The sequence below is a fragment of the Paenibacillus sp. FSL R5-0701 genome, from assembly GCF_037973995.1.
Lineage (GTDB): Bacteria > Bacillota > Bacilli > Paenibacillales > Paenibacillaceae > Paenibacillus.
In genome coordinates, this window is record NZ_CP150230.1 from 6,929,955 (window position 1) to 6,942,641 (window position 12,687).

Genomic DNA, 12,687 nt, shown 5'->3' on the forward strand with positions numbered 1-12,687 from the left:
GAAATGCATGATATAACAAAGGAGAGTCATCATAATATGAGTACTTTAGAAGAAAAAGCAGCGTTGTTCCAACAATACCATGTGAAAGGAAAACCACTTGTTCTGGTCAATGTGTGGGATGCCGGAAGTGCACAAGCCATTCAATCCGCTGGAGCAACGGCCATTGCTACCGGAAGCTGGTCCGTTGCTGCGGCCCACGGTGAACACGATGGTGAAGCCATGCCATTCCATCTGGTGCTTGCCAATCTTGCAAGGATTACAGCGAGTGCGGATCTACCTGTAACGATCGATATAGAGGGAGGGTATGGGAGGTCTGTGTCAGAAGTGAAGCGAAATATCCTGCAAGTCATCGATCATGGTGCTGTAGGAATCAACATGGAAGATCAACTTCCCGCTGGCTTGGGATTGTACACTGTGGAGGAGCAATGTCCGAGATTGTCCGCCGCCCGGGAAGCTGCGGAGCAAGCAGGCATACCGTTGTTCATTAACGCCCGCACAGATATTTTCCTGCAACATGAACCTGAACACCATAACCACTCCCTCCTGGAGGAAGCACTTATACGTGCGAGTCAATATGCAGATGCAGGAGCCAGTGGTCTGTTTGTACCCGGTTTGCAGGATCACCAACTGATTCAGGAATTATGTGAGCGTTCACCACTGCCAATTAACGTCATGGTTACGTCTCCTGAGCCTTCACCAAAACAGCTTGCCACACTGGGTGTAGCACGTGTAAGCTATGGGCCTTATCCCTATCTGCAAGTTATGGAACACCTGAAAGAACTGGCGAGAAACATTTTATCGGGAAATTAACAGGAGGGCATGTTATAATCACCTCTATTGAACATTTACAGGAGGCAATTATGCTTAACGTGGAACAAAAGCTTGAAGTGTTACAATCGTATCCCCAACTGCAACGCAAAGATGTTTCTCTCGGTCGAGTTAATTTCCACTACGAGGATAGTGCGTATGATAAAAAAATTGTTGCTCTCCATATTCACCCTAACGGAAACGGTTATATCTATGCAGGACTACTGCCTAACTATGAGACCGATGCTAAAGGATTCGTCAATATTCGTGATTACTCCGAAACAGATCTGCGCACATTGTTAGATCAAACGATCCAAGCGATGTCTCACAATCCCAACGCAGCTGAATTCCAAGAGCCAGAACAAGTAAAAGCTGCTGCTCCTGCATTGTCTACAACCTCTACGGGTGGCGGAACGTGGATCGATGAAGATGGACATACGCTGACTTTAAAATACGAAGATGACATGTGGTATGTATATTCCGGTGATAACCTGGATATGGCTTTTGAAACGCGTAGCGAAGCCGGCGAGTACCTCAAAGACGAAGGATTCAAACCGCAGGCTCAGGCTTAACTCATACACATTTCAGTTTGGAATTCCGCACAAAGATTGTTGAATAGGTATATTCAGTGATTTAATATGATACAAAAAAACACGAGGCGTGTTCGCACTCGTGTTTTTCATATTTACAGAAAGTTTCGCTTAGATTCCTTGCCCAGTTCCTTTATAACTGTTTCCTGTCAGTCTTTTTTGGATTTCATGGTAAGCGGCGCATTCTTCATCATCGGGTACGTAGAGAGTAGTAGCGCACCACCAATGAATCCCAGAACGGTGAACAATGTCATGCGATTGATCCCAGCAATCCACAACATAAACTCACCAAGATCGCCCAATGTAATTATCAGCGTAATGACCAAGCCTACCCCAAAGAACATAATGAAGAAGTTACGCATCCCTAAGCGCATCCAACAAACCGTTGGGAAGACAGAGATTCCCAGTACGAGAAAGCCGCACATCAGATCGATCCACAGGTAGGATAAGAAATGATATTCGCTTGAATACAACATGCCCGGTTGATAAAGGGTTACGTCAACAATTCCTTTTCCCTGAAGCAGGTGTATGAGGAAATACGCCACATGCAGAATAACCATGGTGCCTGCAACCATCCATACCGAGTTCATATAGAAGGATTTCATAAATTGAATTCGTGTACTGCCCATACCAATCGCAACCGGAAACAGTGTAATCATTCCCCCGATGGCAAACGCACATATCCCTCCGTACATGGGACCAAACAGTTGCGTAGCATACGAGACATCAAATATGAAGCCAATGGCCAAATATACAACGGTGAGCATTAGAGCGATGGATGAAAATATGGTCAGAAACAAACGCATATCATCGCGAATCAGTCGGTTTGTACCTTTTACTGCGTTCATGGTTTAACCCCCTCTTGATTACGGGTTCTGTTAACCAAATAATCTTGTAATGTCGCTTTCTCAATAGAAAGCCCCTGTGAATGAGCGATATCCTTCCACATTTTCGAGTAGGGCTCATCAATCATCACTTTCACAGTTGATCCCATCTGGGAAGACTCTATAACTTTAGCACCTGCTGTGACTCGGTTGATATCATCAATTCCCCCTGTTAGAAGAATCCCTTTTTCACGCATCTCTTCCATCGGTTGATTTAACAACACCTCTCCGGCTTGCAAAACGATAAGAGACTCACATAAAGGCTGAATCTCCTCAATGTGATGGCTGGATATCAGAATCATACGCGGGTTATCTTCATAACTTTCCAGTAGCGCATTATAGAAGAATTTACGCTTCTCAGCATCGAGCCCATTGGTGGGTTCATCCAGAATGGTTATCTTTGCATTACTGGCAAGACCCAATATAATCTGGGCAGCAGTCTTCATGCCTTTCGAAAATTTAATGATTTTCTTCTTCGCCGGTAGTTCGAACACATCGATTAAACGTTCCGCCAAATCCTGTTTCCACTGCGGATGAAAATATTGTCCCATTTGAACCATATCACTAACTGTCCAGTTTTTCCCCAGGGGATGATTCTCCTGGATGTAACACAGATGCTCTTGGGAAGCCAGATTATTATAGGGGTCTTGACCCATGATCTGAACGGTTCCACTGTCCGGGCGGTTATGCCCTGCCAGTAAACTCATCATGGTTGTTTTCCCCGCTCCATTTCTTCCCCAGATTGCACTAATGATTGGCTCACTCTCATGTAGCGTAACCTGGTTCAGAACGGGCGTCTTCTGGTAGCTGTAGTTGACCTGCTCCATATGAATCATAACTCACTCTCCTTATCCTTCTTGCCGCGAATCAGATCAATGATCATGTCTTCATTCATGTGAATCCGTCTGGCTTCTTCAAGTAAAGGCTTGATGTATTCTTCATAAAAATCTTGTTTCCGTTCAACGAGCAATGCTTCTCTTGCTCCCTTTGCAACAAACATTCCAACACCTCGCTGTTTGTATATAATCCCCTTGTCCACGAGTTCCTGCAGTCCTTTGCGGGCTGTAGCCGGATTGATATTGTAGAAACGTGACAGTTCATTGGTTGAGGGAACCTGTTCTTCCACTTTCAATCTGCCCTCTACAATATCGTCCATAATCATCGTGGCAATCTGATGAAAAATAGGCTGAGATTCATCCAAAGTCGATTTCATGTGCTTCCAACTTTCATACGTATTCATTAGTCAGTTAGTCGGTTAGTTACTCATGTAACTAACTATAGTATACAAAAACTCAAATGTAAATAGGCGAACTTAATTCATCGCTTTTCCTACCTTGGCTCTGTTGTATTGATTAATAAGCCCGTCCAGGACTACGGATTGCTGGATCACTTCCGGATGAAGCAGACTGCCGTATTCCATATGCATGCGATATAACAACTGTCTGGCATCTTCGATCCGTGATATCAAATCCAGGCGATCCATAGTATCCCTCCTTTTTGTCATATTTTAGTGTATTATGCCAATCAAAAGCGCATGTGAGATACGACATACTTATTCTTCCACTTTGATACACAAAAAAAGAACGCTTCTGAATAAATCAGAAGCGCTCTTTACTTTTGTTAAGTTCCAAATCCATGATCAGCCGGTCTCATAATTTCGGGGTTCGGGATTTCCTTGCCTGGGACAGGTTCCGTAGCAGGGGCTACGATGAATACAACGATACTACAGGTAGCTATCAGCAAAGCCAACTTTCTCTTCATTGAGTTTCTGCACCTCACTAATTATCATTTTGTATTGCTTTTTCGCCGTCTCAGATGCAAATTCCCGGTATTGCTCAAACAGTCCGACACCTCTAAGCATACCTCGTCCACTGCTAATTTCAATAGAAAATTTCAAACTATCCAGAACAAATTCTATCCCTAAATGGAACTCGTCTTTCTTTAAATAATATGCACCTAAATCTGCTAAAAGTCGTAAATATCGATCATCCGTAACCTGTCTGCTCACTTTGCCAATTCGGTTGCTCTGTTCCTGATAAGTGAAGTACGATTCATACTGTTTGAGAACATGATCAATATCCTTATCATAACGATTAGCCGCTGTTACAATATCACACAGCGCTGGGAATATCTCATTTTCCTTCGTCGAGATATACGCCAGATAATCAGGTAACACCTCAAAATGACCACCCATTAAATGATATATATATCGATTCGCTTCAGCCCATTCCTGAAACTGATTCATAACAACGATTTCATCTTTATCCGGGTTCTTCACCCAGTGATTATCCGAATATAAAGAAACATATTTAAGTGCCCCAGTGTAGTCTTTCAAATGATAACAGGCACTTCCTGCAGCTAGATCGGAGTACAGAATATAGAAGACAATTGGTCTTTTGGTCTCTTCTTGTTTCCTTCGGCCATTCATCTCATAATGGATGGACGCTTTTATTTTCAATTTTTCAGATAACTCCTGAACCTTGTTCCATCTATGCAACGCTCCAAATGCATTAATTAGTTCGTTAAGCGCATCCAATTGATAGCGCTCATCCAGCCGATCCACATAATATTCGAACCGTGCTGCAATAATCAGATTCCGCTGCTGATCATTGGTCAGTCCCAACCGGAATAGTCGATACTGACAGAGTGCAAGCCGCTCGGAATGTTGCATTTTCTCGCTTTCAGCAATGTTCTCATATAGAAGAATGGCCGGTTTGAATTTACCCGCTTGGTAGAATTCTTCAGCCACATCAAATAACAAAGGAATATAAGATAGATTATCCATCATTAGACGAATAACCTCTTCAATACAGTCCAATTTGTCCAACTCGGCACAGCGATGAAGGAAGGGTCCCAGTCTTCGCCAGTCCGGGGTCGCGTGCACAAAACACTCATCTATGTATAACTCATAGAAGTAACCTTCTTCCAGTCTCATGGCGGAAGTAATGCGATCCAACTGCTGCATGGCAATTGGCCGATTTTTATTCAAAATATTGCTGAGCGTACCCGAATTAATCCCTGACGTTTCCGAAAAATGACTAATGGACATCTGTTCACGCTTCAGATAACTTTCCAAGTGATCGCGTATCGTGGTTGTCGACTCCAAACGAACACCACCCTCCAAAATAAAAAACATAAACGGGATTATCGGTATGCAAAGTAATTATATGTAATTAGAAAGTATCGGTCAATATGATAATTTCAACTAATTTGTATTAAAACCATTTTAATCCTTTTATGAAACGGACAATCATATCCTTATTTTATATCGGAAACACGTCTGGCATCAAACCTGAAAATAGACAAAAAACACGAGCCATCCACGGGCTCGTGTCCTCAACTGACTCAGCAGTCAGTATGCTCACTATAACTTGGATTTAAGGCAGTATATTACCTGCCGCACGGTAAATTTCATACCACTCTGGACGAGTGAGATGAACATCTCCTGCTTTTACACAGTCTTGCAGACGTTCAATATTCATCGTGCCTGTCACAGGTTGCATCTGTGCAGGGTGACGAAGCAACCATGCGATTGCAATCGTTGTATTGCTCACGTCATACTTCGCAGCAATCTCGTCAATCTTTGCATTCAATTCCGGGAACTTGTCGCTACCCAGGAATACACCTTCGAAGAATCCGTACTGGAACGGGGACCACGGCTGAATGGTGATATCATGCAGACGACAATAATCCAGGATACTGCCGTCACGGTTAACCGCAGCGTCGTTCTCCATGTTCACGTTGATGCCACTGTCAATCATCGTCGTATTGGTAATACTCATCTGCAACTGATTGGCTACCAGTGGCTGTTTCACGTATTTTTTCAACAATTCGATCTGGTTCGGATTCTGGTTGGATACCCCGAAGTGACGCACTTTACCTTCGCGCTCCAGTTGATCAAAGGCTTCAGCCACTTCCTCCGGCTCAACCAATGCATCTGGACGGTGCAGCAGCAGAACGTCAAGATATTCCGTTTTCAGACGTTGCAGGATGCCATCGACTGAATTCAGGATGTGCTCTTTGGAGAAATCAAACATGCCTTTGCGGATACCACATTTGGATTGAAGAATCATATTTTCACGAACTTGGGGATTCATCTGTACTGCTTCGGCGAAGATCTCCTCACATGTTCCTGTACCATAAATGTCGGCATGGTCAAAGAAATTTGCGCCAACCTCCATTGCAGAACGAACAAAATGTTCGGCTTCCTTACCGTCTAGTGAATTAATCCGCATGCAGCCCACCGCGACTACAGGTACTTCTAGTGCACTGCTGCCCAATTTAATCGTTCTCAAGATGTTTTCCCTCCATATTCGAATATTATCGTGTATCTTACCTTTGATTGTGACATATATCTGCAATCGGTTTCAATAGCTTTATCCTACATTCATATGGAGAAATGATAGGTTCTTCATTCCAGCCTATAGATCCAAAAGAATAAACTATACTTCTTCCGGTATAATGACCTCAATATGCCTTGGCAGGACACGGATATGAATCGGCAGGGCAGGACCTTCTTCCCCATCTACATTGGTGCGAATGGCTTCGTCTGAGCGAACATGAACTTCTTTGGCTGTAAAATAGTCTACGTCCTTATGGTCTTTCAGACTACCAAATAACAGGGAGGTGCCCAGGGTCAGACTGTTGAACACACTGATATTACGAACAACAAAACAATGTATCAGACCATCGTCCACCTCTGCATCCGGGGATAACTTCTCGAATCCTCCGACCGAGTTGGTCAGCGCCGCAAGAAAAAGTGGCGATTCCCCCTCCCAGAGCTGTCCGTCATATTCGATGGTTAGATGATTGGCTGGTGTATTCACCAGGTCTTTCAAGCCTTCCTTGAGATATGCGAATGATCCCAACTTCGACTTTTCTTCCGAGGATACGGAGAACAAAGCTTCTGCCAAAGAACCTGCAGCCACAACGTTGGCAAACAGGCGATCATTGATTTTCCCCAGATCCACGTTATGGGTCTGATTCGAACGTAACTGCCTAATGGCTTCTTCCGGGTCAAGCGAGATATTCAGCGCACGCGCAAAATCATTCACCGTACCTAGCGGTATAACGCCTAATCGGGGACGATGATCCTGATCCATCATGCCGTTAATCGTCTCATGCAGTGTACCGTCGCCTCCGATGGAGATGACCAGATCACAGCCGTCTTTGCAGGCGCTCAAACAGTAGTTGGTGGCATCACCTTCCCCCGCCGTCTCATTAACCACCACCTCATACTGCTGAGACTCCAGAATTTCTCTGACTTGGGACACATACTGCTCGGCCTCTTCCTTACCTGACGATGGATTACTAATGATCATGGCTTGGCGCATACTCACATCTTCCCCTCCAAAATGGCATCTTTACTTCATCTTTACCCGTTTCAAGGGTGGGTTGAATAGGGTCTGCGGGAGATGTTTTATTTTTTTTGATAAACATGTCTCTGAAGAGTGCAGAGCAGGGTTTGTTTCATATAGAATAGAAGTAGAGAAATACATATTACGAAATTCCTTGTTCCTTTTTCCCGTTGACGGGTTAATAACTATAGATGTGCTTTGAGCCGGACCTGCATATGTTAAACTCTTCAATTCACACTGAACACTCCGTGGGCAGAACAACCTTCCGGTCGCTGTTATCGTGTAGATACTATACTTAACTAACTCAATCTGTTCGGATTATTTTATAATTCTAAAAATCGGAGGGAATGCATGCAATGAGAAGAATGACGCTACTATTTCTAGTATTCATCCTGAGTCTCTGGGCATCGGGGCAAGCCATGGCTTACACAACCACGGACTTGGGCGAGGGAATCATTGAAGATCCTGCTTTGGAGGACGGACTGAAGCTAATCCTGAACAAACCTCTGGATGTGCCCTTAACTTCAACGGATCTGGAGCAGCTTGAGGTGGTAGATCTGAGCAATGCAGGTATTCACAGCCTGTCCGGTCTCGAATATGCAACCAATCTGACTCACCTCCGATTATATGGGAATGAGATTGAGGATCTCACACCGCTGGAGCACCTAACCCAGCTTCGCGAGATCGATGTTCGCAATAATTACATTACATCCATAGACGCACTTACTGAATTGAAAGACTTGGGACGGCTGTATATCAGCAATAATTCCATTTCTTCTATAGAGGTTGTACGTGGGTTCAACCGATTACATACGTTCCACGCCAGCGGTAACCAGATTGCCAGTCTTGCGGCCCTCTCGGATGCGGATGCACTGAAGTGGCTTGAGATTTCGAACAATACCATTAGCGATCTGACACCGCTCATGGGTAAAACCCGGCTCCAACAACTCAACATAGCTAACAACCAGGTTCAGACGCTGGACGTACTGGCTGAATTGCCAAATACACTGCGGAATCTGAATGTGGCAGGCAACCAAATCACGGATCTGACACCACTGGCGCACATGACACGCCTTCGGACACTTGATATCTCTGGTAACCAAGTACAGCACCTCAAAGGGCTTGAGGGACTGACTGGGCTGACGGAGTTGAATGCAGAATCCAATCAGATCTATGATCTGGAACCTTTACGGCAGCTTTCCAGCCTGGACGTGTTAAAATTATCCAACAACCGGGTGTGGGATCTCACACCGATTGCAGGTTTTACGTTTACCCGTGATCAGTCAGCGACAAATGTTATACAGGATATCTCGGCGTCTACCTCGTTATCCTCGGGTATTCAAACGTCTGTCTCAGAGGTTGAGCCTGCCGGACTCACAGTGCAGAATAATTATCTGGATGTTGTGAGTGGTAGTCATACGATGCAGCTTCTGAACCAGATGAATGTGCGGGAGCAGAAACGAACGCCGCAGGGCAGCTTCCAACGTCTGATTGAAGGATCCACCACTGCCTATGTCGGGGATCGTGCTTATGCACTGGATGCTGCACCTTTTATCGATGAAGGGCGCACCTATGTGCCTCTGCGTTTTGTCTCGGAGCAGTTAAACGCCCGTGTGAACTGGAACAGCGGTACGCGCGAAGCCGTGATCACACAGCATGATAAGACCATCCGCTGGAGCGTGGGTAACAAACAAGTTGCCGTGAATGATACGCTTGCGATCAATGATGCTCCTCTTCTGATGAAAAATGGTAAAGCTTTTGCACCGGTACGCTTCATCTCGGAGCAATTCAATACCTCTGTTGGTTACATCGGAAGCAGCAAAACAATTCTGATTTTTGAAAATAAACAGCTTGGTGAGAGTGTACAGCCTTAAGTTGTGTCTCACGTTCATTTTCAGCCATAAGAGAATATGAGAAGTATAGCCAAAGTCCCCGTCTGAACGATCAGCGGGGACTTTGTTGTGCCATGACAGTTGTATTATGACATTGGATAATGGTATATGGACATCGCCGATCACAAGTAAATACAGCATACGATCTGTCTGTGCGAATACGAACTCGTGATGCTCTATCTTGGATTAGGGTAAATTTCACACGGTTTAGCATATCTTCTTTTGCCGTGGGAGTTGTTATACTGAACGTAATATATATGACAGTTGAAGTTCAAGCGAGGAGGAAATTCACATGACATTCACGCTCACTGGTTATTCCACAACCCAAGACAACCCGTGGAGAGAACTATCTTTTGTACCGACGAATGAAAGCGCCAACTTAAAACTAACAGGTGAACAGCACCAACTTGTGGAAGGGTTTGGCGGATGTTTCAACGAGCTTGGTTATATGGCTGTGTCCCACTTGAATGAGGAGCAGCGCCATGAGGTATTCCATTCTCTCTTCCATCCGGAGGGTGAGCACAAGTTTAACATCTGTCGCCTGCCCATCGGCGCAAGTGATTATGCGGAGCAGTGGTATAGCCACAACGAGGTGGACGGCGACGTGGCCATGGAACATTTTTCGATCAATCGTGATTTCAAATACCTGATTCCTTACATCAAGGAAGCTCTGAGTTTTAACCCGAATCTGCAATTCTTCGCCTCGCCATGGAGTCCGCCAACGTGGATGAAGTCGCCCAAAGCCTATAACTATGGGACACTGCGCTGGGAGAAAGATATTCTGGAGGCCTACGCCCTGTATTTTGTAAAATTTGTACAGGCTTACCGTGACGCAGGCATTACCATCCATCAGGTGCATGTGCAGAACGAAGTAATTGCAGATCAGAAATTCCCTTCCTGCATGTGGACAGGCGAGCAGCTTCGTGAGTTCATCGCCGATTATCTGGGCCCGGCTTTTGACAAACAAGGTCTGGATACGGAGATCTGGCTGGGAACGATCAACGCCCCTGATCCATGGGAGGAATTGATCAAGAAAAAAACAAATGACTTCGATGAGTACGCCGGGCTTGTCCTGAGTGATCCGAAGGCCTATTCCTATATCAAAGGTGTTGGGTATCAATGGGCAGGCAAAAATGCCATTCAACGTACCTCGGCCAGTTATCCGGAGTTGCGTTATATGCAGACTGAGAACGAATGCGGTGATGGCAACAACTCATGGAACTACGCCAAATATGTATTTAATCTCTACCAGCATTACTTCAGCAACGGAGTGAACGCGTACATCTACTGGAACATGGTTCTGGAACCCAAAGGCCGCAGCACATGGGGCTGGGAGCAGAACTCCATGATCACCGTAGATCCGGATAATAAGGAGGTTACTCGGAACCCTGAGTATTATGTGATGAAACACTTCGCACATCATATTATTCCTGGTGCTCGAAGAGTCGGCCTGTCTGGCGCGTGGAGCGGTAAATCCGTCGCTTTCCGCAACCCGGATAACAGTCTCGTCATTGTCATCAACAATCCATTCCAGGATCGTCGTGACCTGTATCTAACCCTTGAAGAAGGACAGACCCTGCACATGAAGCTGGAAGCCGATTCATTCAACAGCATGGTTATTCAACCGAAATAAACAACTTAACACATCGTTAAAAGCATAGAGATCAATAGCGTCAGGCTCAGGAATTCCTTGAGCCGGCGTTATTTTTTATGAGCCAGACCATGCTTATTGTCACCATGAACACTCCTGTAGAACACAAGCTGAAGACGAATTAAAGATATGACGTTTCACCTTTTATATTTACAAATCTATAAATCTAGATATAATGTAATCCAGAGAACTTACTCTCATGTCCATTATATTATAGGAGGCAAGGCAGGCTCATTTCGACATAATATATCTACTTTTCTCTATATTTAAATTTATTGGAGGTACGCTTTGCATGAAATCACAACAGGTCAATCCACTCCTTATCTTGATGCTGGCACTCGGGGTATTCGGGATTATTACAACAGAAATGGGAATCGTGGGGGTACTTCCTCAGGTTGCGCATAAATTCAACATTACGGCTGCACAGGCAGGTTGGCTGGTGAGTATATTTGCGCTGGTTGTAGCCATTGCAGGTCCTTTTCTCACCTTACTGGCATCCGGGATGAATCGCAAAATTATCCTTTTAGCCGCTGTGCTGATGTTTGCCATTTCGAACGTTGTATATGCCTACGCCACAACATTTGATACCATGCTTATCTTCCGTATCATTCCCGCGTTATTCCATCCCGTCTTCTTTTCCGTAGCCCTGGTCACCAGTGCCCAACTTGTTCCGGCAGAGAAAAGCAGTCAGGCCGTCGCCAAAGTATTTACCGGAGTTACCGCTGGCTTTGCCTTTGGCGTGCCACTGACATCGTATCTTGCTGAACGCCTATCCCTCGAAATCGCCTTTTTGTTTGGAGCGTTGGTCAGTGTAGTCGCTTTGATCGGCATATGGATCTGGCTACCCTCGATGCCCGTGAAGGAAAAGATGTCTTATGGCAAGCAACTCGGTATTCTGCGCAAACCTGGATTATGGCTAAATGTTGCCGCAGTCATTTTTATATTCGCCGCCATGTTCTCCGTGTACAGTTATTTCGCCGAGTATCTTGGACAGGTCACCCACATGAGCGGATCATGGATCAGCGTCATGCTGACTGTCTTTGGTGTCGTCATGATCATCGGAAATTTGGGGTTTGGACAGTTTCTGCGTAGGAGCGTGGTCCGCACTGTCCTCATGTTCCCCCTGCTGTATGTAGCAGCTTACGCACTCGTCTATTGGGCCGGTCCCCACTTCATGTGGATGGTTATTGTAGTCATCCTCTGGGCATCCGTGCATTCAGGAGGATTGATTGTAAGCCAAACCTGGTTAACCGCTGAAGCGCAGGATGCACCTGAATTCGGCAACAGCTTGTATGTATCCTTTTCCAACCTAGGTATTACCCTGGGTACTGCTATCGGCGGCTGGTTCATCGCGAACCTAGGAATACATCAACTGATCTGGAGCGGAATGATCTTTGCACTGATCGCTTTTGTATTGGTTTGGATTAAAATTAAATGCTTCCCTGCACCATAAATTTCCGAACACTGTTGAGACAAAGCATTAATACAAATAGCGCCATATTCCCA

12 protein-coding genes are annotated in these 12,687 nt (G+C 45.1%); 5 read left to right on the forward strand and 7 right to left on the reverse strand.

Going from position 1 to position 12,687, the window contains the following annotated elements:
* Window positions 1–36 precede the first annotated feature (36 nt).
* The gene (locus tag MKZ13_RS30460; protein ID WP_339180650.1) at window positions 37–810 is read left to right on the forward strand and encodes an isocitrate lyase/phosphoenolpyruvate mutase family protein; all 774 of its coding nucleotides are present in this window, start codon (window positions 37–39) and stop codon (window positions 808–810) included.
* Between the two features lie 50 nt (window positions 811–860).
* Complete coding sequence (locus MKZ13_RS30465; RefSeq protein WP_237178005.1) at window positions 861–1,379, forward strand: hypothetical protein; 519 nt, start codon at window positions 861–863, stop codon at window positions 1,377–1,379.
* A gap of 167 nt (window positions 1,380–1,546) precedes the next feature.
* Here MKZ13_RS30465 and MKZ13_RS30470 read toward each other — a convergent pair whose 3' ends face one another.
* From MKZ13_RS30470 to MKZ13_RS30500, 7 genes are all read right to left on the reverse strand, one after another.
* The gene (locus MKZ13_RS30470; protein ID WP_339180657.1) at window positions 1,547–2,245 is read right to left on the reverse strand and encodes a hypothetical protein; all 699 of its coding nucleotides are present in this window, start codon (window positions 2,243–2,245) and stop codon (window positions 1,547–1,549) included.
* Window positions 2,242–3,117, reverse strand: coding sequence for an ABC transporter ATP-binding protein (locus MKZ13_RS30475; protein WP_339180660.1), 876 nt, complete (start codon window positions 3,115–3,117; stop codon window positions 2,242–2,244). The genes MKZ13_RS30470 and MKZ13_RS30475 overlap by 4 nt, the downstream gene beginning before the upstream one ends.
* Window positions 3,114–3,494 carry a GntR family transcriptional regulator gene (locus tag MKZ13_RS30480; RefSeq protein ID WP_036611682.1) on the reverse strand — a complete coding sequence of 127 codons (381 nt, stop codon included), beginning with the start codon at window positions 3,492–3,494 and terminating at the stop codon, window positions 3,114–3,116. The genes MKZ13_RS30475 and MKZ13_RS30480 overlap by 4 nt, the downstream gene beginning before the upstream one ends.
* Window positions 3,495–3,593: 99 nt before the next feature.
* Window positions 3,594–3,764, reverse strand: a complete 171-nt coding sequence (locus MKZ13_RS30485; protein ID WP_017691550.1) for an aspartyl-phosphate phosphatase Spo0E family protein — start codon at window positions 3,762–3,764, stop codon at window positions 3,594–3,596.
* A 240-nt stretch (window positions 3,765–4,004) separates the two neighbouring features.
* Window positions 4,005–5,387, reverse strand: a complete 1,383-nt coding sequence (locus tag MKZ13_RS30490; protein WP_221820075.1) for a transcriptional regulator — start codon at window positions 5,385–5,387, stop codon at window positions 4,005–4,007.
* 271 nt (window positions 5,388–5,658) lie between these two features.
* Window positions 5,659–6,576, reverse strand: coding sequence for an aldo/keto reductase family oxidoreductase (locus tag MKZ13_RS30495; protein ID WP_076213731.1), 918 nt, complete (start codon window positions 6,574–6,576; stop codon window positions 5,659–5,661).
* 147 nt (window positions 6,577–6,723) lie between these two features.
* On the reverse strand, window positions 6,724–7,614 hold the full coding sequence (locus MKZ13_RS30500; protein WP_339185477.1) for a diacylglycerol kinase family protein: 891 nt from the start codon (window positions 7,612–7,614) through the stop codon (window positions 6,724–6,726).
* A gap of 380 nt (window positions 7,615–7,994) precedes the next feature.
* Between MKZ13_RS30500 and MKZ13_RS30505 the strand changes: the two genes are divergently transcribed.
* The 3 genes from MKZ13_RS30505 to MKZ13_RS30515 all read left to right on the forward strand — a co-directional run bounded on the left by MKZ13_RS30505 (window position 7,995) and on the right by MKZ13_RS30515 (window position 12,634).
* A complete protein-coding gene (locus tag MKZ13_RS30505; protein ID WP_339180665.1) occupies window positions 7,995–9,512 on the forward strand; it encodes a leucine-rich repeat domain-containing protein in 1,518 nt (505 codons plus the stop codon).
* A gap of 310 nt (window positions 9,513–9,822) precedes the next feature.
* Window positions 9,823–11,163 carry a glycoside hydrolase family 30 protein gene (locus MKZ13_RS30510; protein WP_339180667.1) on the forward strand — a complete coding sequence of 447 codons (1,341 nt, stop codon included), beginning with the start codon at window positions 9,823–9,825 and terminating at the stop codon, window positions 11,161–11,163.
* 310 nt (window positions 11,164–11,473) lie between these two features.
* Window positions 11,474–12,634 (forward strand): MFS transporter, encoded by a 1,161-nt coding sequence (locus tag MKZ13_RS30515; protein WP_339180669.1) that lies wholly within the window; start codon window positions 11,474–11,476, stop codon window positions 12,632–12,634.
* The last annotated feature ends 53 nt before the right edge of the window (window positions 12,635–12,687 follow it).